Source organism: Streptomyces sp. CB02923, assembly GCF_001905005.1.
Taxonomy (GTDB): Bacteria; Actinomycetota; Actinomycetes; order Streptomycetales; family Streptomycetaceae; genus Streptomyces.
This window is the reverse complement of sequence record NZ_LWKZ01000003.1, coordinates 79,555-101,903: the sequence shown is the minus strand read 5'-3', so window position 1 is coordinate 101,903 and position 22,349 is coordinate 79,555. Positions and strand designations below refer to the sequence as shown.

Genomic DNA, 22,349 nt, shown 5'->3' with positions numbered 1-22,349 from the left:
TCCCTGCTGGGGTCTGGGCTCCATACGGACTGCGCCACAGAGCTGAACGCCGGGGCCGGCGCCCAGGTCACGCCGGCGCCACCGCACCGGCGGGCTCACGGCCGGCTCCGGTCACCGTCTCGGCCGGCGCGCCGTCCGGCCCGGCCGGTGCTCGCGCGCGAGCCGGGGCGCCTACTCCCACGCGGCCCTCCCGGGCGGTCGGAGCCGCCACAACGTCCGCTGCCCGCGGGGCGCCCCGCCCTGTCGGGACCGTCCGATGCGGCGGGCCGCCGCGCCTCGTCGGTACGGCCTGCATCGCCCGGCCGGGCTGCTCCCGGGGAGGAGCCCGGCGTGGGCACGGGGCCGTCCACAAGCACCGGTACGGAGTCACTTCCGGACGCCAGTACGACGCTCTCTTCCGGCGTGCCACCGGCCCCGGCGGCCCGTTCGTCACGCTCCTCCCTCAGGCAGCGGCGCAGCGACTCCGGGTCCAGCCCTCCGTTGATGCCGCTGTGCAGCAGTTGGGCGAAGAGGCACTCGGGGTCGAGGGTCAGAGCCCTGCCGAGCGCGACGCGGGCGGACGGCTGGTCACCCGTCGCCCAAGCGACCCAGCCCGCCAGGGACAGGGGCGCCACTGCGTACTCGGCGTAGCCGTCGACGCAGCGGCGGGACAGCGCCTGCCACAGGCGCAGTGAGGGCTCGGCCTCCGGCCCTTCCATCCACTCCGCCGCCCGGTCCCGTGCGACGCGGTCCTGGAGCCCGATGATGAGACGGGCGGCCTCGGCGTCGGTCAGGAGCGCGTCGTCGCAGGCGTCCCTGGCCCGGCGGCTGCCCGTGGGCGGGTCCGTACGGAACCGGCGGACCAGGTCGCTCGCCCGCGCCAGGGTCTCCGCCCGTGTGGGGGCCGCCGTTCCTTCCTCCATCATGCGCGGGACGAGCGCATGGGCCTCGGCGTCCAGGGCGCGGGTCTGCCCCGCCGCGCGAGGGCCGGTCCACGCGGCCAGCCGGGCTTCCAGCTCGCGCAGCGATCCGCGCACCTGGATGCCCGCGTAGGCAGCGGCGGCGGCCATCACCGACGTACCCGGCGGGGTCAGGGGCGTGCCGACGGCGGGACAGCAACGGTGATCGGGACAGCAGTAGGACCAGAAGCGGCCGTCGGAGATGCACAGCGCGTCGAGCACCGGGACGTCCTGTGCCCCGCAGGCGATGCGCAGACTCTGTGCGAGCGGGCGGAGGCGCTCCTTCACGTCCCAGCCGCTCTCCCCCTCAGCCGGTTCCTGACAGAGGTAGACGATGATCCCTTCGGGGCGGGAGCGACGCTGTTCGCCGATCGACACGAGCGAGCCCGCGAGCTGCTCGGACACATAGGCCCACTGGGCGCGGTCGGTCGGGATGCCGAGGCGGGCCCGGCTTCCGAAGCGTCCCCGCTCGCCGTGCAGGCCGACGAGGACGATGCTGTCGTCCGGGAAGAAGCCGAGGAGATAGGGCAGCGCGTCGGCCAGCTCGGCCGGCCCGCGCAGGGTGACCCTAGCCGCTTCGGTCCGCTCGCCGTCCTCGGTGGTCTCCGCCGCCGCGTCCGCGGTGGCGGCCGCGACCGGGAAGGGCGGCGCGGTCGGCCGGGACGGGGTGGGCGGGCGCATCGGCGCGGAAGGCCGAGGCCGGTCGAGCCTGAAGGGCCGGTCGAGGCGGTCGAGGCGGTCGATGCGGTTGGTGCGGTCAATACGGTTGGTGCGGTTGGTGCGCTCGGGCCGGTCGGGGCGGGCCGGCAGGTCGGGAGAGACGGGCTGGCCGGGCCCGGTCCGGCCAGACTGGCGGGGCTGAGTGGGCTGGCTGGTCTGACTGGGCTGGTCGGGCTCGACTGCCTGGTCGGGCTGGACGGGCTGATCGACCCCATTCCGGTCTGACTGGCCGGGCTGGTGGGACTGGTCGGACTGGCTGGACGGTTCGCTGTGCTGGTTCATGGCTCGAAGATCCCGCGGACCGCCGCCCCGCCGCGACCCCTGTGGATAACTCACGGGTGACGGAAGTTATCCACAGCATCGGGCTGCGGTTCGCGCGTTGTCAGTGGCATCGGGTTGCATGGAGCCATGAGCAACGAAGACCTGCGCGCCTCGGCCGATGCCGTCCTCTCCCGCCTCGTCGGCGACCCCGGCGGCACCGCCCGGCTGCGCGAGGACCAGTGGCGGGCGATCGAGGCGCTGGTCGCCGAGCACCGCCGCGCGCTGGTGGTGCAGCGCACGGGCTGGGGCAAGTCGGCGGTCTACTTCGTCGCGACCGCGCTGCTGCGCGAGCGCGGCAGCGGCCCGACCGTGATCGTCTCGCCGCTGCTCGCGCTGATGCGCAACCAGGTCGACGCGGCGGCCCGGGCCGGCATCCGCGCGCGCACGATCAATTCCTCCAACACCGAGGACTGGGACACGATCCAGGCCGAGGTGGCGGCGGGCGAGGTCGACGTCCTGCTCGTATCGCCGGAGCGCCTCAACAACCCCGACTTCCGCGACCAGGTGCTCCCCAAGCTGGCCGCGGCCACCGGCCTGCTCGTGGTCGACGAGGCGCACTGCATCTCCGACTGGGGCCACGACTTCCGTCCCGACTACCGTCGGCTGCGCACGATGCTGGCCGACCTCCCGCCCGGCGTTCCCGTCCTCGCCACCACGGCGACGGCCAACGCGCGGGTCACGGCCGATGTGGCGGAGCAGCTGGGGACGGGCGAAGGGGCCGCGGAGGCCCTCGTCCTGCGTGGTCCGCTGGACCGGGAGAGCCTGAGCCTGGGCGTGCTCCCCCTGCCGGACGCCGCACACCGGCTGGCCTGGCTCGCCGACCATCTGCACGAGCTGCCGGGCTCGGGCATCATCTACACACTCACGGTCGCCGCGGCCGAGGAGGTCACCGCTTTCCTGCGGCAGCGCGGCCACACGGTCGCCTCGTACACGGGAAAGACCGAGAACGCGGACCGCCAGCAGGCCGAGGACGATCTGCTCGGCAACCGCGTCAAGGCCCTGGTCGCCACCTCCGCGCTGGGCATGGGCTTCGACAAGCCCGACCTCGGTTTCGTGGTGCACCTCGGTTCGCCGTCCTCCCCCATCGCCTACTACCAGCAGGTCGGACGTGCCGGCCGCGGCGTCGAGCACGCCGAGGTGCTGCTGCTGCCCGGCCGCGAGGACGAGGCGATCTGGAAGTACTTCGCCTCGCTGGCGTTCCCGCCGGAGGATCAGGTGCGCCGGACGCTGGACGTTCTGGCGGGCGCGGACCGGCCGCTGTCGCTGCCGGCGCTGGAGCCGCTGGTGGAGCTGCGCCGCTCGCGGCTGGAGACCATGCTGAAGGTGCTCGACGTGGACGGCGCGGTCCACCGGGTCAAGGGCGGCTGGACCGCGACCGGCCGCCCGTGGACGTACGACGCCGAGCGTTACGCCTGGGTGGCGCGGCAGCGCGAGGCCGAGCAGCAGGCCATGCGTGACTACGCCATGACCACGGGCTGCCGGATGGAGTTCCTGCGGCGGCAGTTGGACGACGAGGCAGCGGCTCCGTGCGGTCGCTGCGACAACTGCGCGGGAGCTCGCTTCACCACCGAGGTGTCCGCCGCCTCGCTGGACGCGGCGCGCGGTGAGCTGGGACGGCCGGGTGTGGAGGTGGAGCCGCGGCGGATGTGGCCGACGGGGCTGCCCGCCATCGGTGTCGATCTCAAGGGGCGCATTCCGGCGGGTGAGCAGGCGGCCACCGGGCGGGCGCTGGGCCGGCTCTCGGACATCGGGTGGGGCAACCGGCTGCGCCCGATGCTCGCCGCGCAGGCCTCGGACGGGCCGATTCCGGACGATGTCGCCTCCGCGGTCGTGACGGTGCTCGCCGACTGGGCGAAGGGTCCCGGAGGCTGGGCCTCGGGTGCGCCGGACGCCCCGGCGCGTCCGGCGGGGGTGGTGACGCTCGACTCCCGTACCCGTCCGCAGCTGGTGCGCTCCCTCGGAGAGCGCATCGCCGCCGTCGGACGGATGCCGTTCCTGGGGACGGTGACGTACGGGGAGCAGGACCCGGAGGCCCGGCTTCCGCGCAGCAACAGCGCGCAGCGACTGCGGGCGCTGCACGGGTCGTTGAGTGTGCCGCCGGAGTTGGCTCAGGCCCTGGTGTCGGCGGGTGGGCCGGTGCTGTTGGTGGACGACTACGCGGACACCGGCTGGACCTTGGCCGTGGCCGCTCGTCTGGTGCGCAAGGCGGGCGCCGCCGGAGTGTTTCCGCTGGTCCTTGCCGTACAAGGGTGAGGTGAAGGGGGTGGTCGGGCGTCAGGGACCCGTGCGGCGGGCATGAATACGGCAGACGCGGCGCCCGATTCCGGCCCTGCGCGCGACGAGTTCATTGCCGCATGTCTGTACGAACGTAAGAATTGGACCCGCTTCCCCGTACCCGCCGTCCGCGGCTCGGTACGGCGGTGCCGCGCCCGCGCGGCGGCCCGCCGTCCTGAGTGCGGACGCGTAGACGAAGGGAGGACCGTGACCTTCGGCTTCGCCCAGCCCCCGGATGTTTCCCTGCCCACGTCCGCCGATTCCGCCGCCCGGCTGAGCCGCATGCTGGAGCCCTCCGAGTGGGCGTCGGCCGGCATTCCCCTGCTGCGCAACCCGCGTGAGGTCGTCACCGGCCTGCACGACCGCCATCTACCGGGCTTGTCGACGGCCGTCGTGGCGGTGCTCGGGGCCGAGGAGCGCGTCGTCGCCAGCGCGTCGTTCGTCCAGCGTGCTTCGGCTCCGGACGGCTGGGAGTTCCGCAACGCGCTCCTGACCCAGCTGCGCCGGGTGGTCCCGCACGATCTGCGGCTGCGGGTCCCGGTCCGTACGGCGGTCCTGCTCTACTGCCGCGAGGGAGACCCGCGTTGGACGGAGGCGGACGGCGCCTGGATGTGGGGGCTGCGCGACGCGTGCACGTTGCACGGACTCCGCTGTGGCGCGTACATCACGCTGACCCGCAGTGGCTGGCAGGTGCTGGGCGAGGGCCGCGGCGGCCGACGCCCGCGCTCCGTCACACGAATCGATCGCTCTCGCGGTATCGCTCACTCCCGCGGTACGGAGCAACCGCCGCACCGGCACGTACCGGAACAGGCCGGTCCGGCCGAGCGGCAAGAGGGGGCAGGACACACCCCACCGGGAGAGTCGGCGCAGGCCGATGGCGCCGCACCGCTGGAAGCGCGCGGGCACGACGACGGAGCACGACGGCCCGAATCACCGCTACCACCGCCGCCCGGCTCACCGGAACGGTTCGCTCCGGTGGAGCAGTCCCAGCAGTCCCAGCAGTCCCGCTCCGCGGAACGCACGCGTCCGCCCGCATCACAGCCGTACGCCAGGGAACCGCGGCCCCCTTCGGAGCCGCCGCACCACGACGAACGGCACACGCCGCGGCGCGGCACGGCCGGTGCGCTGGAGGCACGACGGCGCGCCGCGGCCCGCTGACGGACCGCGCGCACCCGGCGCGAGACGCCCGGACGGCCCATGGCCGCCGGGCTTCTCCCTGCCGGCACCCGTCAGGCGTTCACGCCCAGGAGGGCGTTGATCCGCTGCGGGTCGCCGCAGACGACCAGGAGCGCACCGGCCCGGGTCGACGCGGCGGGCAGGGCCCGGGCGACGGTCTCCTCGGCGCCACCGTTGACCGCGACGACCACGACGGGCCGTCCGGTCGCACGCTCGGCGGTGGCATCCGCGTAGAACACGTCGTCCGCGGCATCCTGCTGCGCCCAGTAGGCCGCTTCGCCGAAGGACAGTTCGTGCGCGGCCCACGGGTGCATCTCACCGGTGGTGAGCACCAGGATGTCGTTCGGCGCGCGTCCGGAGTCCAGAAGCAGGTCGACGGCCTCCTCGGCGGCGTCGAGCGCGCCGGACTGCGGGGCCGGGATCAGCTGGATCTGCGCTCCGGAAGCGGCGCCAGCGGCACCGGCGGTCGCAGTGGGCTGCTGGGGGCCCGGGCGCTGCGCCGGAGGGACGCCGGCCGGCCCGCGGGACGGCGTGGCGGGTCCGGGCTTGCCGGGGCGGACGCTGGCCGCGGGGGCACCGCGCGGAGGCGCGGGGCGGGGACCGGGACCAGGAACGGGACGGGGGGTCGACGCGGTGCGGCCGGCGGCCGGAGTTGCGCGGGGACCCGGGACACTCTCGTGAATCTGAGGCTCCTCGGGGATGAGAGGCATAAATGGATGTCTATCAAACGTAGGTGCGGGACACGTCATCGGGTACCGAATTGATGCCCGCACCGCTCAGAAGTCGAAGCCGAGTTGGCCACCGGCCTCCAGAGCGGCTGCTTCGGGGGTGCTGCGCACCTTCTTCAGGTGACGCCAGCGGGGCAGGGCGTCCATGTAGGACCACGACACCCGGTGGTACGCCGTGGGCCCGTATTCCTCCAGGGCCGCACGGTGCACGGGAGACGGGTAGCCGGCGTTCTCCGCGAAGGCGAAGTCGGCGTGCACGCCCACCAGTTCACCCATCATGGCGTCGCGGCGGACCTTGGCGAGCACGGAGGCCGCGGCCACCGCGATGCAGGACTGGTCGCCCTTGATGACCGTACGGACCTTCCAGGGGCCGCCGAGATAGTCGTGCTTGCCGTCGAGGATGACCGCGTCCGGCCGGACCGGCAGCGCCTCCAGGGCCCGCACGGCCGCGAGCCGCAGCGCCGCGGTCATGCCCAGTTCGTCGATCTCCTCCGGAGAGGCGTGCCCCAGGGCGTGCGCCGTGACCCAGCCGTCGAGCACTTTCGCGAGTTCGGTGCGTCGCTTGGGTGTCAGCAGCTTGGAATCGGTGAGTCCGTCCGGCGGGCGGCGCAGTCCGGTGACGGCTGCGCAGACGCTGACCGGGCCGGCCCAGGCGCCGCGTCCGACTTCGTCCACCCCAGCGATGATCTTGGCGCCTGTGGTGGCGCGAATCGATCGCTCGACGGTGTGGGTTGGGGGCTCGTACGGCATGGCGCCAGCAAGCGTACGCCTAATCGCGGCGGCCGTGCGCACCGGGTGCCACTTGACCGCGGCGGCCCCCTGCGCCGGTCACCGCCCGCGCCCCTGACAACGGTGGCGGGGTGGCTGATCAGCAGGTTTACGATCCCGCGCCGCCGGGACCGCGCAGCCCGGCGGAGAAGCTCCGGCCTCGGGGCGCTTCGGACGCCGCCAGGGGGTGTGCGGGACGGACCGCGGGAACAGCCGGGCCCATAACGATCTTGGGCGGGCGACTCTGGCAATCCACGGACCGACAGCCCCGACCGACAGCCGGACCAACAGCCGGACCGGTAGCCGGAAGCCCTGCCCCGGACGTAGATCAACTACGCGCTCGGAGACAGCTCTTGGCCCCCGACCAGCGTCCCTGAGCGCCGCCCCTGACAGCCGCCTCTGACCACCGACTTCGAGCGCCACCCCGACCGCCGCTCGCCTCGACCGCCGCTCGCCTCGACCGCCGCTCACCCCGGCCGCCCTTCAGCCCGAGAGCCCCGGCACCCAGCCCGGAAGCGGTTCCGTGCGGTCCAGCCAGTCCTGGGGCGGTGTGGCGCCGCCGGCCGCGACGATCCCCCCGACGACGGCGCAGGTCGTGTCCACGTCCCCGCCCGCCTGAGCCGTGGCCCAGAAGGCCTGCTTGAAGTCGCCGAGGTGGCGTGCGGCGGCCCACAGCGTGAACGGGACCGTGTCGTGGGCACTGGTCCGTCGCCCACAGCCCAGCACCGCGGCGACCGTGCCGGCGTCGCCGTAGTCGAGCATGTCCCGGGCACGCCGCAGACCGGCCTGCACGGCGCTGCGCGGGATCAGCTCCAGCACGTCGTCCAGCAGCGCCTCGGGACCGGTCGTACGGTCCGGGGCAGCGGCCAGCGCGGCCGCGGCGGCCACCGCCATCGCCCCGACCACCGCTTCCCGGTGCTGATGGGTGGTGTAGGCCGAGATCTCGGCCTGGTGCGTCGCCTGCTCGGGGTCGTCCGCGTACCAGGCGCCGAGCGGAGCGATGCGCATGGCCGCGCCGTTGCCCCAGGAGCCCTGCCCGTTGAAGAGCGCGGAGGCCAGCTCGCGCCAGTCGCCGCCCTCCCGGATCAGCCGGAGCATGCGGTTGACGGCCGGGCCGTAGCCGCGGTCGAAGTCGTGGCGGTCGGCGAAGGAGCGGGCGAGTACGTCCTGGTCGATGCGACCGTGCTCCGCGAGCACGGCGACGACCGAACAGGCCATCTCCGTGTCGTCGGTCCACTGCCACGGCGACGAGGGCAGCTCACGGCGCTTGAGGGCGGGGTAGTTGGCGGGAACGAAGAACTGGGAGCCGAGGGCATCGCCCAGGGAAAGTCCGCGCAGGCTCCTGAGGGCCCGCTCGAAGCGGTCTGCGTCACGGTGGTCGGCGCTCATCGGTGTGCACTCTAACCGGTGATGCCGTACGACTCCGGTTCACACCAGCGCTCGAACGGCCGGTCCAGCGTGTACCGGCCGTCCTGGCCCAGGAGCAGCGAGCGCCACTCCGCGTTCCCCGGATTGGACAGGGACTCGAACTCCGCCACGGTCCAGTGGAACCACCGCATGCAGAAGAGCCGCATGGTCAGGCCGTGCGTGACGATCAGGACGTTGGGCGGGTGGTCCGGGCTCTCGAAGCTGCGCCACAGGCTCTCCAGGAAAGCGCCGACGCGGTCGTACACATCGGCGCCGGACTCGCCCTGTGCGAAGCGGTAGAAGAAGTGGCCGTAGGCGTCGCGGTAGACCTTCTGCAGCCGTACGTCCTCCCGGTCCTGCCAGTTCCCCCAGTCCTGCTCGCGAAGCCGCGGCTCCTCGCGGACCCGGACCCGGTCCATGTCCAGGCCGAGCGCCTGGAAGGTCTGGTGCGTGCGGCGGTACGGCGACACGTACGCGGAGATCCCCTCGTCGCCGAACATCGCACGCAGTGAGCCGCCGGCCCCCTCGGCCTGCCGCAGCCCGTCCTTCGTGAGGCTCAGCGCGTGGTCGGGCTCCCGTTCGTAGACCGTGTCGTCGGTGTTCCCCTCCGATTCTCCGTGGCGAATGAGGACGATGCGTCGGGGCCGTGCCATGCCGCCACCCTAAAACGGTTGCTCTGTACATGCCTCAATGCCCGGGTACCCCGCCCCATCGGCACACCCACACCACCCCCGTCCGCCCGCCTCGTCCTCCTCTTCGGTCACCGGATGTCGCACATCGGCCGCCCGGCCCGTATCTCGCACCGCCGGCCGTCGAAACGGCGGCTGAGCAGCCGGTCGTGCGAGACGACGACCAGGGCGCCCGGCCAGGCGGCGAGCGCCGCGTCCAGTTCTTCCACGAGGTCGAGCGCCAGATGGTTGGTCGGTTCGTCCAGAAGCAGGAGGTCGGCGGGACGGGCCAGCAGGCGGGCCAGGGCCAGCCGGCGCCGCTGCCCCGCCGAGAGGGCCCCCACCGGCACCTGGAAGTCGCTCTCCCGGAACAATCCGAACGACAGCAGAAGTTCGGCGAGCTCCTCCGGGTCTCCGGAGAGGCCGCGGCCGAAGGCCGACAGCAGTCGCTCCTGCGGCCGGGTCACCGGTATCTCCTGGGCCAGGTAGCCGATGCGGCCCCGCCGCGCGACGGTGCCCGCGTCGGGCTGCTGCACGCCCGCCAGTACCCGGAGGAGCGTGCTCTTCCCCGCCCCGTTGGCTCCGTGGATCAGCAGCCGCTCCCCTGCGGCGACGGCCAGCGCGTCCACAGCCAGCCGGTCGCCCACCCGCACGCCGTCCAATTCGACGAGCACGCCCTCGGCGTCCCCGGTGGCCGGTCCGGAGTGGAAGCGGAGCGGCTCAGGAGGCCGGGGCACCGGGGCCGCGTGCAGTCGGCGGAGTCTTTCCTGGGCGTTGCGCACCCGGCCGGCCACCGACGCCTGGACCCGGCCGCCGGCGCGGTCGTACGCCATCTTGTTGTTGTCCTTGATCGCCCGCCCCTGGGCGACGTCGTGGGCGGCGCCGGCCGCGAACTCCGCCAGCCGCGCGGTCTCGGCACACCACTGCTCGTACTCCTGCTCCCAGCGACGGCGGGCCGCGGCCTTGGCGGCGATATAGGTGCCGTATCCGCCGCCGTACCGGGCCACGGTCCTGCGGCCTGCGTCAACCTCGACGATCACGCCGGCCACGCGCTGCAGGAAGAGGCGGTCGTGCGAAACCGCGACGACCGTGCCACGGTGGGCCGTCAGCGCACCTTCCAGCCAGTCCAGCGCCTCCGCGTCCAGGTGGTTGGTCGGCTCGTCGAGCAGCATTACCTCGGGCGACGCGGCGATCAGGCAGGCGATTCCCAGCCGGGCCTGCTCCCCGCCGGAGAGGCTGCCGAACCGCCGGTCCCGCTCGATATCTCCCAGCCCGATGCCGTACAGCGCCTTGTCCACCCGGGCATCGGCCTCGTACCCGCCGCGCAGCTCGAAGACGCCGAGCAGCCGGCCGTACTCCTCCATGTCCTCCGGTCTCCCGGCGCCGAGGCGCGCCTCCAGCGCGCGCAGTCGGTGTTCCATATCACGCAACTCGGCCAGGGCCGCGTCCACCGCCTGCTCGACCGTGCAGTCGCCCGGCAGGTCGGGGACCTGGCCGAGATACCCGACGCCGCCATCGGCGGTCAGCACGGCGCGCCCCTCGTCCGGCTGCTCCCGGCCCGCCACGATGCGGAGCAGAGTCGACTTGCCAGCGCCGTTCTCCCCGACGATGCCGACCCGGTCGCCGGGGCGCACGGACAAGGAGATGCCGTCCAGCAGAAGCCGGTCGCCGTAGGACTTCGACACGTCGTGCAATGAGATCTGAGTGGTCATGCGGTCCCCCTGACTCGCCGGTGCGGCACCGCACCACGCATTCAAACGCTACCCTTGTTGCGTTACGACGATGATGACACACGCCACCGCGCTAATGCAACAGGAGTAGCAGTTGTCTGTGGATCCGGATTCCCCGACCCCGAGCCCCGGCACCCGCCGCCCGGGCGGGCGCACCGCCCGCACCCGGGTCGCCGTCCGCGACGCCGTGCTGGCCGGCCTGGTCGAACACGGCTATCCCGGCCTGACCGTGGAGTACATCGCCGAGCATTCGGGCGTGCACAAGACGACGCTCTACCGCCGCTGGGGCAACCTCGAAGGGCTGCTGGCCGACACCCTCGACCTGGCCGGCGAAGACAGCTGGACGCCACCCGACACGGGGTCCCTGGAGGGCGATCTGCGCGCGCTCACCAGCGAGGTGGTGGAGTCGTTCGCCGACCCGGCCACGGCAGCTTCCGGCTCCGCGCTCATCGCGGCCGCCTTCCAGTCACGCCGGGCAGCCGACGCGCTGAGCGCCTACTACGGCGAGCGCTTCAAGCGCTGCGCGCCCATGGTGCAGCGCGCGGTCGAACGCGGCGAACTCCCGGCAGCCCGGGAGGACGGCATCGACGCCGGAGCGCTCTCGCGCGCCGCGTGCGCACCGCTCTTCTTCCGGCTCTTCATCACCCGTGAACCCATCGACGGACACACAGCGGACCAGGCCGTCGCAGCGACCCTGGCAGCCGCGCGCGCCGGAGCGTTCACCCCGTCGAATGCCGAGGTCACCGCCTCGTCAAGTACCGGTGTGGCCGCGCACGGGGAAGCGGAAACCGGCACGGCCACATAGCCGTGGACCGGGGTGTCCGCACCACCGGGGCAGACCCCCGTCACACCGTCCACGACGGTTCAAGATCGGCCACATCGCCCGTCACGGCCCGCACATCGGCCTCCGTCTGCGCGCGGAGGCCGAGCCGCTCCACCCGCTCCGGCCGGTACTTCCCCCGCTCGGCCGCCGACTCCCACATCGACAGGATCAGGAACTCCTCCCCCGGAGCGCGCCCCATCAGCCCGCGCAGCATCCCCGGGGAGCCGGCCATGGCCGGATTCCACACCTTCTCCTGCATCAGCATGAAGTGCTCGACCCGGTCGGCACGTACCTGACAATGGGCTATCCGCAGCACGTCGGCGTCCGCGAATACGGGCCGGAAGCCCACCTTCACGTCGAATTCATACTCGAACAGACGCACCCGGGAGTCCTTGAACGTACCCACCTGGGCCGCTGCCAGCCGGTCGTGCGAGCGCGCCATGAAGGAGTCGTAGAACGCCCGGCTCTCCCAGAAGGCGACCAGGTGCGCGACCGACGGCCGCGTCCGGCTCCATCCGCCGCCCTGCCCCCGGAAGCCCGGTTCGCCGAGCAGCCCCGCCCATTTCCGCTGCCCTCTCTCGAACCCCCGGCGGTCCACGACCGTGCATCTAATCCACTTGACCAGCACCGCGCCATCGTACGGCCCGACGGGGCCCGGCATCACCGCGTGTCACGCTCCCACCACACCGAACTCCCCTACGATCGCGGGTCGATGGGAGTGATCACCCCGAGCCGCCGCTCCACGGCCTCGGCCGCGGCCAGGCACAGGTCCTCGCGGTAGGCGCGGCCGACGAGCTGCACGCCGTACGGGAGCCCCTCCACCACCCCGGTCGGCACGGCCACCGCCGGTACGCCCACGAAGCTGGTGGCCGTACACAGGCGCATCGCCCGTTGGACACGCGCGTGCCCTTCCTGGTCACGTACCTCCAGCCCCGGTTCGAATGGCGGCTCGGTGAAGACGGGGCCCAGCAACAGCGGGTACGTGTCCAGAAATTCGGCCCATGCCCGCTGGATGCCGAGTCGCGCGCCGGTCAAACGCAGGCATTCCGGGACGTCCATCGGTACGGCGTCCTGCGCCGCCATCGACATCTCGATATAGCGATGCCCTTCCTTCCCCAAAAGGTTCCGCATCACGGGCCAGGTGGGGGCGAATTCGGCCAGCGTCATACGGCCGTACACCTCCAGCGCCTCGTCCAGACGCGGTACGTCCGGGACCTCGCACACCTCGTAACCTGCGTCGCGCAGCGCGTCCGCCGCGTGCTCGACGGCCTTGCGCACCGAGGGGTGCACACCTTTGCCGCCGGGGTCGGTGACCATCGCGACCTTCACCGGCCGCGGGACCGGCGCACCGTAGAGAGGCGCCGGCACCACTCGCGGATCCCGTGGGTCCGGGCCGGCGAGCGCCTCGTAGGCCAGCCGCAGATCGCCCACCGTACGGGCCACCGGCCCGTCGACCACCAGCACCTGCGTGGCCAGCGCCGGGTCCTCCGCGCCGAGGCGGTGGTCGGCAGGGAAGCGCCCGTATGTGGGCTTCAGGCCCGCGACGCCACAGAAGGAGGCCGGTATGCGCACCGATCCGCCGGAGTCGTTGCCGAGCCCCATAGCGGCCATGCCGGTGGCCACCGCCGCACCGTCGCCGCCGCTGCTCCCGCCCGGCGTCACGTCCGGGGCCCAGGGGTTGGCGGTGTCCCCGTACAGCTCGCTGCGAGTGTGGACGCCCGCGAGGACGAGTGTGGGCATGTTGCTGTGCCCGATCGGTACGGCGCCTGCGGCGCGCAGCCGTGCCACCGGGGGCGCATCGGAGTGCGCGACATGGTGACGGAAGCGTTCCGCGCCGTATGTCGTCGGCACGCCCTCGATGGCGGTGGTCTCCTTGACCGTGAAGGGCACCCCGGCGAGCGGGCCCGGGTCCTCCCCCGCGGCGATCCGCCGGTCCACCGCGGCCGCGCCCGAACGCGCCCGGTCGGCGAGGAGCTGTGTGACGGCGTTGACGACGGGATTGACCTCGGAGATCCGTTCCACGTGGCACTCGACCACCTCGACGGCGGTCACCTCTCCGCTCCGTACGGCAGCCGCCTGCTCTCCGGCCGACAACTCCCACAGCGCCCGCTGCGCTCCCATTTCGCACCCCTTCGCCCTCGAATGTCCCGCGATGGGCTCAGCCCATCACCCACACGTTCCGATGCAAGTGCATCACATCGTACTCTTGTCATCGATACGCACGCATCGCCATACCGGGAGCGCCCCATGCCCAAGCAGGTGGACCACGAGAGCCGCCGCCGGCAGATCGCCGAGGCCGTCTGCCGCCTCGCCGACGAGCACGGCCTGGAGGGCGTCACCTTGCGGGACGTCGCGGCACGCGCCGACGTGTCCATGGGGGCGGTCCAGCGCTGCTTCCGCACCAAGGAGGAGATGCTGGTCTTCGCGCTCGGCCACATCGGCGCACGGATCTCCGCACGGGTGGCGGCACGGCTCACCGAGTCCCCCGCGCAGTCGGCCCGCACCGCACTCGGACACGCGACCACCGAGATCTCCCTGCTGCGCCCCGGGCACCGGGCCGAGGCACGCGTCTGGCTCGTCTTCGTCGCCCAGGCCGCGGTCAGCCCGTCACTCGCCGAGATCCTGCGCACCAACTACGCCGACCTGCACGGCCTCTTCACCCGCCTCATCACGGAAGCCACCACGACATCCGACGCGGAGCGCGAGGCACGCACCCTGCTCGCCCTCACCGACGGCCTGACCACCCACGTCCTGATCGGCCACCTCACCCCGGACACGGCACTCGACGCCCTGGACAGCCACTTGGCGCGCCTCTGGAGCGATCCGGCCACCTGATCGCCCCCCGGGGGCGAAGCCCGTCAACTCACCGCCCACGGCGCCGACATCGCGAGGCGACAACAGAATCGTTCCGACCGGGGAAGCGACCTCCGCACCACCCATCAGCGACCCCCGAACGGGGCACTGGTGGAACTTCAGTCCTACTGAAAACGTCGGAGTAGCAGTACGCGTACCAGTCCTGCCGACCGGACGGCGTCGCCCCGACCGCCGGGGCAGGGCCTGCGGAGCGTGACACCATGGTGGACCGCCCTGCACAGCCCGGGAGTTGCAACACCGGAAGGGATCTCTGTGAGCAGCCTCAACAAAGGGATCGGCAAAGTCGAAGTGACCCTCAAGTGGGAGCCCAGCCCCGCGGGCACTCCGGCCCATGACCTGGACCTCATCGCCGCGACCTACACGAAGGACGACCCGCGGGGCGCGCCCGCCTACCTCGTGCACTTCGACAGCCGTTCCCCCGACGGCACCATCATCCTCAGCCGGGACAGCCGCACCGGGCTGGGCCTGGGCACCGACGAGGCCATGGTGCTGGAGCTGAACCGGCTGGCGGACACGTACGCACGGGTGGTCGTCGGCGTGGCCATTCAGCAGCGCGGCGGACGCAAGACGTTCGCGGACATCGACAACACCGCGGTCCGCGTGAGCGAGGGTTATGACGAATTGGCCGCGGACGACTTCTCGTCGGTCGCCGGAGCCTCCGCTGCGGTGATAGCGGAATTCGACCGGGACGAGTCCGGTGAATGGCAGTTCCATTCGTCCGTACGGGGCTTCGACACCGACCCGGAAACCTTCGTCACCGTCATGGGTGACTGAAGAAACACCCCACACTGACGCGGCGGGCACCACGTCGTCGGACAATTCCGTACCGCCCCGCATTCCGCCGGGCCGGCCGATCGGCCCCGCACACGAACGCAGGGTGGGGAACCGGAATTCCGGTTCCCCACCCTGGTCAATCATTCACCTCACGGGTGTCCGATCAGCTGCACCCGCTGGTCGAGCCGCAGCCCTCGCACAGGTAGCAGCTGCCCGCGCGCTGCATCTTCGTGCCGCAGGAGAAGCACAGCGGAGCGTCGGCGTTGATGCCGAGCTGCATCTCCACCAGTTCCGCGTTGGTGTGCGCCTGCTTGGGGGCCGGGGCCGCGCTCTCCTCGACGACCGCGGCCGTCGAGGTGGGCGCCGGCTCCGGACGGCTCGGCGCCGACCGGGCCAGGCTGTCGATGCCCAGCTCCTCGTCCTCGGCCGGCTCGTACGAACCGGTGTCGAGGTGGCGCTGGCGCTCCTCGACGGAGTGGATGCCGAGCGCGGAGCGGGTCTCGAAGGGCAGGAAGTCCAGCGCGAGACGGCGGAAGATGTAGTCGACGATCGACTGCGCCATCCGCACGTCCGGGTCGTCCGTCATGCCGGCCGGCTCGAAGCGCATGTTGGTGAACTTCGAGACGTACGTCTCCAGCGGCACGCCGTACTGGAGACCCACCGAGACGGCGATGGAGAAGGCGTCCATCATGCCCGCGAGGGTCGAGCCCTGCTTGGACATCTTCAGGAAGACCTCGCCCAGACCGTCGTCCGGGTAGGAATTGGCGGTCATGTAGCCCTCGGCGCCACCGACCGTGAAGGAGGTGGTGATGCCGGGACGGCCCTTGGGCAGGCGCTTGCGGACCGGACGGTACTCGACGACCTTCTCGGCCGGCTTGTCCTCGGCCTTCTTCACCGCCTCCTTCTTCTTGGCGGAGAGCGGCTGGCCGACCTTGCAGTTGTCGCGGTAGATCGCCAGGGCCTTCAGGCCGAGCTTCCAGCCCTCGAAGTAGACCTCCTCGACCTCCTCGACGGTGGCCGTCTCGGGCAGGTTGACGGTCTTGGAGATCGCGCCGGACAGGAACGGCTGGGCCGCCGCCATCATCCGTACGTGGCCCATGGCCGAGATGGAGCGCTCGCCCATGGCGCAGTCGAAGACCTCGTAGTGGGCGGGGTCCAGGCCGGGGGCGTCGATCACGTTGCCGTTGTCGGCGATGTGGGCGACGATCGCCTCGACCTGCTCCGGCTGGTAGCCGAGCCGCTTGAGCGCCTTGGGGACCGTGTTGTTCACGATCTGCATGGAGCCGCCGCCGACCAGCTTCTTGAACTTGACCAGCGCCAGGTCCGGCTCGACGCCCGTGGTGTCGCAGTCCATCATCAGGCCGATGGTGCCGGTCGGCGCGAGCACCGACGCCTGCGCGTTGCGGAAGCCGTTCTTGTCGCCGAGGCGGATGACGTCCTGCCACGCCTCGGTGGCCGCGGCCCAGACGGGGGTGTCCAGGTCGTCCATGCGCTTGGCGACGCCGTTGGCGTCCGAGTGCTGCTTCATGACGCGCTTGTGGGCGTCGGCGTTGCGGGCGTAGCCGTCGTACGGGCCGACGACCGCGGCCAGCTCGGCGGAGCGCTTGTAGGACGTGCCGGTCATCAGCGAGGTGATGGCACCGGCGAGGGCGCGGCCGCCGTCCGAGTCGTACGCGTGACCGGTGGCCATCAGCAGGGCGCCGAGGTTGGCGTAGCCGATGCCCAGCTGGCGGAAGGCGCGGGTGGTCTCACCGATCTTCTCGGTGGGGAAGTCCGCGAAGCAGATGGAGATGTCCATCGCGGTGATGACCAGCTCGACGACCTTCGCGAAGCGCTCGGCGTCGAACGACTGGTTGCCCTTGTCGTCGTCGCGCAGGAACTTCATCAGGTTCAGCGAGGCCAGGTTGCACGAGGAGTTGTCCAGGTGCATGTACTCGCTGCACGGGTTCGAGGCGGTGATCCGGCCCGACTCCGGCGAGGTGTGCCAGTGGTTGATGGTGTCGTCGTACTGGATGCCGGGGTCGGCGCACGCCCAGGCTGCCTCCGCCATCTTGCGGAACAGGCCCTTGGCGTCGACCTCCTCGATGACCTCGCCGTTCATCCGGCCGCGCAGGCCGAACTTCGAGCCGGTCTCGACGGCCTTCATGAACTCGTCGTTCACGCGGACCGAGTTGTTGGCGTTCTGGTACTGGACGGACGTGATGTCGTCGCCGCCCAGGTCCATGTCGAAGCCCGCGTCGCGCAGGGCGCGGACCTTCTCCTCCTCCTTCACCTTGGTGTCGATGAAGGCCTCGACGTCCGGGTGGTCCACGTCCAGGACGACCATCTTGGCGGCGCGGCGGGTGGCGCCGCCCGACTTGATCGTTCCGGCGGACGCGTCGGCGCCGCGCATGAAGGAGACCGGGCCGGAGGCGTTGCCGCCGGAGGACAGGAGCTCCTTGGAGGAGCGGATACGGGAGAGGTTCAGGCCGGCACCGGAGCCGCCCTTGAAGATCATCCCCTCTTCCTTGTACCAGTCCAGGATCGAGTCCATGGAGTCGTCGACGGAGAGGATGAAGCACGCGCTGACCTGCTGCGGCTGCTTCGTGCCGACGTTGAACCACACCGGGGAGTTGAAGCTGAAGACCTGGTGGAGCAGCGCGTACGCCAGCTCGTGCTCGAAGATCTCGACGTCCGCCGGGGAGGCGAAGTAGCCGTTGTCCTCGCCGGCCTTCGTGTACGTCTTGACGACCCGGTCGATGAGCTGCTTGAGGCTCGATTCCCGGGTGTCGGAGCCCACCGCGCCGCGGAAGTACTTGCTCGTGACGATGTTGACCGCGTTCACCGACCAGAACTCGGGGAACTCGACGCCACGCTGCTCGAAGTTGATCGAGCCGTCGCGCCAGTTGGTCATGACGACGTCACGGCGCTCCCACGCCACCTCGTCGTACGGATGCACGCCGGGAGTGGTGTGGATGCGCTCGATACGCAGACCCTTGCTCGCCTTGCTGCCCTTGGCGCGGGAGCCTCGTGCCGGGCCGCTCGTCGTCTCTGTCATTCCGCCTCCCTGTACGGGCAAACGCCCATATGTGCGCACTTCTTCCCGTGGCACGGTGTGTGTCTGTCTGGCACCAGGGCGCCTTCTTTTGCCCTGGTCAGGTCTGTGATGTGCCGATCTCAGTCGGCAGCGGTGGCGGGCACCGGGACCGCCGGGTGTCCGGCACCCCCTTCGCACCCGCACTCCCGCGCGGGCGGGCCCTGCTCGCTCTGCTCCCGCAGCTCGGCGATGGCCGCCTCGAAGTCTTCCAGCGAGTCGAAGGCCCGGTACACGCTCGCGAAGCGCAGGTACGCGACGAGGTCGAGTTCCTGCAGCGGGCCCAGTATGGCCAGCCCGACGTCGTGGGTGGACAGCTCGGCGCTGCCGGTGGCGCGCACGGCTTCCTCCACCCGTTGCCCCAGCTTGGCGAGGGCGTCCTCGGTGACCGGCCGGCCCTGGCACGCCTTGCGCACGCCGGCGATGACCTTGTTACGGCTGAAGGGCTCGGTGACCCCGCTCCGCTTGATCACCATCAGTGACGCCGTCTCGATGGTCGTGAAGCGGCGGGAGCAGTCCGGGCACTGGCGGCGCCGGCGGATCGAGGTGCCGTCATCGGTGGTGCGGCTGTCGACCACCCGGCTGTCGGGGTGCCTGCAGAAGGGGCAATGCATGAATTCACCCTCCTCACCCTCGAAAATTACGGTCGTACGCCCACGGTCCCGGCGTACGGCTGATGACCTCCGGGCCACCCTCACGGGCCCCTCGGAGCGATCCCAAGCATAGGCGATCCCCCGCGCCCCGAGAGACACCGGCACCACAACTTGTAGGCAGCTGTAGTCATCAAAGCACTAGATGTGGTGTCGGGAGGTCATCCGCACCCCCAGCGTGTCGCGGCGGGGCGGGCCGTCGGCGGCCGTTCACAGGGCCGTCGACGAGGGTACGGGACAGGACCCGGGGGCGGCTCCGGCGGGGCGGGGATGACAGAATCGGACACGTCGCGGCGGTCGGGCCGTACCCGGCTGGACGATGCGCGCCCCTAGCCATCGGCTCGGGCCGAAGAGTACCGCAATGACCCGAATTGCCTTTCGGCTATACACCTAAGCTCGTGATCAGGTCAGCTAATCCGGAAATTTTCACTCGAACGTGTGTTTGGCGCAACCTTTCGAAAGCAACTACCGTTGGCTAACTAGGGAGCACATTCCGAGAGGGGCCGACGTGACCACCACCGCAGACAGCGCCACCATCACCGCCCAGAGCCACTCCCAGAGCCGATTCGATCCGACCCGGAAACCGCCGATGGACGACGCAATGACCCCCGAGGGTCAAAAGCCAGCCCGCTCACTGCCCGGCCGTCCTCCAGGCATCCGCGCCGACAGTTCGGGACTCACCGACCGGCAGCGCAGGGTCATCGAGGTCATCCGGGATTCCGTCCAGCGCCGCGGCTACCCGCCGTCCATGCGCGAGATCGGCCAGGCGGTCGGGCTGTCCAGCACCTCGTCCGTCGCCCACCAGCTCATGGCTCTGGAGCGCAAGGGTTTCCTGCGCCGCGACCCGCACCGCCCCAGGGCGTACGAGGTCCGCGGCTCCGACCAGCCGAGCAGCGCGCCCACCGACACGACGGGCAAGCCCGCCGCGTCCTACGTCCCGCTCGTCGGCCGGATCGCCGCCGGCGGGCCCATCCTCGCCGAGGAGTCCGTCGAGGACGTCTTCCCGCTGCCCCGGCAGCTGGTCGGTGACGGCGAGCTGTTCGTGCTGAAGGTCGTCGGTGACTCGATGGTCGAGGCCGCGATCTGCGACGGCGACTGGGTCACGGTGCGCCGCCAGCCCGTCGCGGAGAACGGCGACATCGTCGCGGCCATGCTCGACGGCGAGGCCACGGTCAAGCGCTTCAAGCGCGAGGACGGCCATGTGTGGCTGCTCCCGCACAACTCCGCGTACCAGCCCATCCCCGGCGACGAGGCCACCATCCTCGGCAAGGTCGTGGCGGTGCTGCGGCGGGTCTGACCCACCCCTCGACCGAGCCCCGGGACCACTGCGCCGGTCCCGGGGCTTGGAGTTTTTGTGGGGGCCGTGCCGTGCCTCCGGGGGCGGAGGGGCCGCGCACCGTCACCGCTCTACCGGCCCCCTGGCAGGAAACTACGCCTGCTCCGCCGCCTTGGCCGCGGCGTCGATGGCGGCCAGGGAGCGGCGTACCTGGTTGCGGTCGGTCGTGTACCAGAACTCGGGCATGGACTTGCGCAGAAACGAGCCGTAGCGGGCGCGCTCGACCCGGGGGTCCAGTACGGCGACGACGCCGCGGTCGCCCGTTGCGCGCACGAGGCGGCCCGCTCCCTGGGCCATGAGGAGGGCGGCGTGCGTCGCCGCGACCGCCATGAAGCCGTTGCCGCCGGCCTCCTCCACGGCCTTCTGCCGGGCGCTCATCAGGGGGTCGTCGGGGCGCGGGAACGGCACCCGGTCCATGATCACCAGCTGACAGTTCGGGCCCGGCACGTCGACGCCCTGCCACAGGGAGAGCGTGCCGAACAAGCACGTACGGGCGTCCGCGGCGAAGGTGCGGATCAGCTCGCCGAGGGTCTCCTCGCCCTGGAGGAGGATCGGCACGTCCAGCCGGCCGCGCAGCGCCTCGGCCGCGGCCTGGGCGGCGCGCATGGAGGAGAACAGGCCGAGGGTCCGGCCACCGGCGGCCTCGATCAGCTCGGCCAGCTCGTCGAGCATGTCCGTACGGCTGCCCTCGCGGCCCGGCTGGGCCAGGTGCTTGGCGACGTACAGGATGCCCTGCTTGCTGTAGTCGAACGGCGAGCCGACGTCCAGGCCCTTCCACTGCGGGACGTCCTCGCCCTCCGTGCCCTCCGGGGCGAGCCCCAGGGACGCGCCGACGCCGTTGAAGTCGCCGCCCAGCTTGAGGGTGGCGGACGTGAGCACGACGGAACGGTCCGTGAAGAGCTTCTCGCGCAGCAAGCCGGAGACCGACAGAGGCGCTACGCGCAGGGAGGCGCCGAAGCGGTCGTGCCGCTCGTACCAGACGACATCGTACTCGGAACCGTTGGCGATGCGCTCGGCGACGGCATGCACACTCTCGACGGAGGCGATGGCCTGCTTGCGCACCGCGTCCTCGTCCTGGACGGACTTGTCGCGGGTCGTACCGAGCGCCGAGATCACCGTACGGGCCGCGTCCCGCAGCGCCATCAGGCAGTAGCCGAGGTCCTCCGGGATCTCTTCGAGGCGGCCGGGCAGAGCCAGCTCCATCAGCCGCTCGAAGGTCTCCGAGGCGGTCTGGAGCTGGTCGGCGGCCTTCTCGTTGACCAGCTTGGCGGCACGCTTGACGGCCCGGTTGACCTGCCCGGGAGTGAGCTCCCCGGTGGCCACGCCGGTGACCCGGGAGACCAGCTCGTGGGCCTCGTCGACGATCAGTACGTCGTGCTGGGGCAGCACCGGGGCCCCCTCGATGGCGTCGATGGCCAGGAGGGCGTGGTTGGTGACGATCACGTCGGCCAGCTTGGCGCGCTCACGCGCGGCCTCGGCGAAGCACTCCGCGCCGTACGCGCACTTCGAGGCCCCCAGGCACTCCCGCGAGGAGACCGAGACCTGGCCCCAGGCCCGGTCGGAGACGCCGGGGGTGAGGTCGTCGCGGTCACCGGTCTCGGTCTCGTCCGCCCAGTCGCGCAGCCGCAGCAGGTCCTTGCCCAGCTTGCTGGTGGGCGTGGCGTGCTCGAAGGGGTCGAAGAGGCCCTCCTCCTCTTCCTGCGGGACGCCTTCGTGCAGGCGGTGCAGGCACACGTAGTTGGAACGGCCCTTGAGCATGGCGAACTGCGGGCGGCGCCGCAGCTGCGGGTGCAGGGCGTCGACCGTGCGCGGCAGGTCGCGCTCGACCAGCTGACGCTGGAGCGCGAGGGTGGCTGTGGCCACCACCACACGGTCGCCGTGAGCCAGCGCCGGCACCAGGTAGCCGAGCGACTTTCCGGTGCCGGTGCCGGCCTGTACGAGCAGGTGGGAGCTGTCGTCGACCGCTTCGGCGACGGCTTCGGCCATGGCGATCTGGCCGGGGCGCTCGGTGCCGCCGACAGCGGTGACGGCGGCGTGCAGCAGATCGGGGAGGGAGGGCTTCGTCATAGCGCTGCCACCCTACGCGTGC

At 71.5% G+C, this 22,349-nt stretch carries 16 protein-coding genes and 1 pseudogene; 6 read left to right on the top strand and 11 right to left on the bottom strand.

Annotated features, from left to right (window positions below; genetic code table 11):
* Window positions 1-95 precede the first annotated feature (95 nt).
* Window positions 96-1,940, bottom strand: a complete 1,845-nt coding sequence (locus A6A06_RS07655) for a DUF4192 domain-containing protein (protein ID WP_079193863.1) — start codon at window positions 1,938-1,940, stop codon at window positions 96-98.
* A 126-nt stretch (window positions 1,941-2,066) separates the two neighbouring features.
* On the opposite strand from A6A06_RS07655, the gene A6A06_RS07650 reads away from it, so the two are divergent.
* Entirely contained in the window at window positions 2,067-4,232 is a 2,166-nt protein-coding gene (locus tag A6A06_RS07650; protein WP_073760384.1) for a RecQ family ATP-dependent DNA helicase, read from the top strand.
* A 228-nt stretch (window positions 4,233-4,460) separates the two neighbouring features.
* Window positions 4,461-4,983: pseudogene (locus A6A06_RS41495) on the top strand (hypothetical protein); the annotation flags it as partial.
* Between the two features lie 499 nt (window positions 4,984-5,482).
* Here A6A06_RS41495 and A6A06_RS07640 read toward each other — a convergent pair.
* From A6A06_RS07640 to abc-f, 5 genes are all read right to left on the bottom strand, one after another.
* The gene (locus tag A6A06_RS07640) at window positions 5,483-6,139 is read right to left on the bottom strand and encodes a hypothetical protein (protein WP_073760380.1); all 657 of its coding nucleotides are present in this window, start codon (window positions 6,137-6,139) and stop codon (window positions 5,483-5,485) included.
* A 66-nt stretch (window positions 6,140-6,205) separates the two neighbouring features.
* On the bottom strand, window positions 6,206-6,907 hold the full coding sequence (locus A6A06_RS07635) for a ribonuclease HII (protein WP_073760378.1): 702 nt from the start codon (window positions 6,905-6,907) through the stop codon (window positions 6,206-6,208).
* 501 nt (window positions 6,908-7,408) lie between these two features.
* Window positions 7,409-8,314: an ADP-ribosylglycohydrolase family protein gene (locus A6A06_RS07630; RefSeq protein ID WP_073760377.1), complete on the bottom strand. Its 906-nt coding sequence runs from the start codon at window positions 8,312-8,314 to the stop codon at window positions 7,409-7,411.
* Between the two features lie 11 nt (window positions 8,315-8,325).
* Window positions 8,326-8,985: a histidine phosphatase family protein gene (locus A6A06_RS07625; RefSeq protein WP_073760375.1), complete on the bottom strand. Its 660-nt coding sequence runs from the start codon at window positions 8,983-8,985 to the stop codon at window positions 8,326-8,328.
* 107 nt (window positions 8,986-9,092) lie between these two features.
* Window positions 9,093-10,712 carry a ribosomal protection-like ABC-F family protein gene (gene abc-f / locus A6A06_RS07620; protein ID WP_073760373.1) on the bottom strand — a complete coding sequence of 540 codons (1,620 nt, stop codon included), beginning with the start codon at window positions 10,710-10,712 and terminating at the stop codon, window positions 9,093-9,095.
* 112 nt (window positions 10,713-10,824) lie between these two features.
* Here abc-f and A6A06_RS07615 point away from each other — a divergent pair, with 112 nt between their 5' ends.
* Entirely contained in the window at window positions 10,825-11,535 is a 711-nt protein-coding gene (locus A6A06_RS07615; protein WP_073760371.1) for a TetR/AcrR family transcriptional regulator, read from the top strand.
* Window positions 11,536-11,575: 40 nt separating this feature from the next.
* Here A6A06_RS07615 and A6A06_RS07610 read toward each other — a convergent pair whose 3' ends face one another.
* Window positions 11,576-12,181 carry a YdbC family protein gene (locus A6A06_RS07610; protein ID WP_073760559.1) on the bottom strand — a complete coding sequence of 202 codons (606 nt, stop codon included), beginning with the start codon at window positions 12,179-12,181 and terminating at the stop codon, window positions 11,576-11,578.
* A gap of 68 nt (window positions 12,182-12,249) precedes the next feature.
* The gene (locus tag A6A06_RS07605; protein ID WP_073760369.1) at window positions 12,250-13,674 is read right to left on the bottom strand and encodes an amidase; all 1,425 of its coding nucleotides are present in this window, start codon (window positions 13,672-13,674) and stop codon (window positions 12,250-12,252) included.
* A 126-nt stretch (window positions 13,675-13,800) separates the two neighbouring features.
* On the opposite strand from A6A06_RS07605, the gene A6A06_RS07600 reads away from it, so the two are divergent.
* Together A6A06_RS07600 and A6A06_RS07595 are read left to right on the top strand one after the other, a co-directional pair.
* Window positions 13,801-14,388 carry a TetR/AcrR family transcriptional regulator gene (locus A6A06_RS07600; protein ID WP_073760367.1) on the top strand — a complete coding sequence of 196 codons (588 nt, stop codon included), beginning with the start codon at window positions 13,801-13,803 and terminating at the stop codon, window positions 14,386-14,388.
* A 291-nt stretch (window positions 14,389-14,679) separates the two neighbouring features.
* Window positions 14,680-15,201 (top strand): TerD family protein, encoded by a 522-nt coding sequence (locus A6A06_RS07595; protein ID WP_073760365.1) that lies wholly within the window; start codon window positions 14,680-14,682, stop codon window positions 15,199-15,201.
* Window positions 15,202-15,364: 163 nt separating this feature from the next.
* On the opposite strand, the gene A6A06_RS07590 is transcribed toward A6A06_RS07595, so the two are convergent.
* Both A6A06_RS07590 and nrdR read right to left on the bottom strand, forming a co-directional pair.
* Window positions 15,365-18,238 (bottom strand): vitamin B12-dependent ribonucleotide reductase, encoded by a 2,874-nt coding sequence (locus A6A06_RS07590; RefSeq protein ID WP_073760363.1) that lies wholly within the window; start codon window positions 18,236-18,238, stop codon window positions 15,365-15,367.
* A 119-nt stretch (window positions 18,239-18,357) separates the two neighbouring features.
* A complete protein-coding gene (nrdR, locus tag A6A06_RS07585) occupies window positions 18,358-18,888 on the bottom strand; it encodes a transcriptional regulator NrdR (RefSeq protein ID WP_073760361.1) in 531 nt (176 codons plus the stop codon).
* Window positions 18,889-19,432: 544 nt separating this feature from the next.
* Here nrdR and lexA point away from each other — a divergent pair.
* On the top strand, window positions 19,433-20,221 hold the full coding sequence (gene lexA, locus A6A06_RS07580) for a transcriptional repressor LexA (RefSeq protein WP_073760359.1): 789 nt from the start codon (window positions 19,433-19,435) through the stop codon (window positions 20,219-20,221).
* A 132-nt stretch (window positions 20,222-20,353) separates the two neighbouring features.
* Here the strand turns inward: lexA and A6A06_RS07575 are convergent, their stop codons facing one another.
* Window positions 20,354-22,327 (bottom strand): ATP-dependent DNA helicase, encoded by a 1,974-nt coding sequence (locus A6A06_RS07575; protein ID WP_073760357.1) that lies wholly within the window; start codon window positions 22,325-22,327, stop codon window positions 20,354-20,356.
* Window positions 22,328-22,349: the final 22 nt, after the last annotated feature.

What these genes read in the sequence shown, in the direction of transcription:
- A6A06_RS07655 (WP_079193863.1), bottom strand. Translation starts at nt 1,940, where the DNA reads ATGAACCAGCACAGCGAACCGTCCAGCCAGTCCGACCAGTCCCACCAG.
- abc-f (WP_073760373.1), bottom strand. Translation starts at nt 10,712, where the DNA reads ATGACCACTCAGATCTCATTGCACGACGTGTCGAAGTCCTACGGCGAC.
- A6A06_RS07600 (WP_073760367.1), top strand. Translation starts at nt 13,801, where the DNA reads ATGCCCAAGCAGGTGGACCACGAGAGCCGCCGCCGGCAGATCGCCGAG.
- A6A06_RS07630 (WP_073760377.1), bottom strand. Translation starts at nt 8,314, where the DNA reads ATGAGCGCCGACCACCGTGACGCAGACCGCTTCGAGCGGGCCCTCAGG.
- A6A06_RS07635 (WP_073760378.1), bottom strand. Translation starts at nt 6,907, where the DNA reads ATGCCGTACGAGCCCCCAACCCACACCGTCGAGCGATCGATTCGCGCC.
- A6A06_RS07650 (WP_073760384.1), top strand. Translation starts at nt 2,067, where the DNA reads ATGAGCAACGAAGACCTGCGCGCCTCGGCCGATGCCGTCCTCTCCCGC.
- A6A06_RS07640 (WP_073760380.1), bottom strand. Translation starts at nt 6,139, where the DNA reads ATGCCTCTCATCCCCGAGGAGCCTCAGATTCACGAGAGTGTCCCGGGT.
- A6A06_RS07575 (WP_073760357.1), bottom strand. Translation starts at nt 22,327, where the DNA reads ATGACGAAGCCCTCCCTCCCCGATCTGCTGCACGCCGCCGTCACCGCT.
- nrdR (WP_073760361.1), bottom strand. Translation starts at nt 18,888, where the DNA reads ATGCATTGCCCCTTCTGCAGGCACCCCGACAGCCGGGTGGTCGACAGC.
- A6A06_RS07590 (WP_073760363.1), bottom strand. Translation starts at nt 18,238, where the DNA reads ATGACAGAGACGACGAGCGGCCCGGCACGAGGCTCCCGCGCCAAGGGC.
- A6A06_RS07625 (WP_073760375.1), bottom strand. Translation starts at nt 8,985, where the DNA reads ATGGCACGGCCCCGACGCATCGTCCTCATTCGCCACGGAGAATCGGAG.
- A6A06_RS07605 (WP_073760369.1), bottom strand. Translation starts at nt 13,674, where the DNA reads ATGGGAGCGCAGCGGGCGCTGTGGGAGTTGTCGGCCGGAGAGCAGGCG.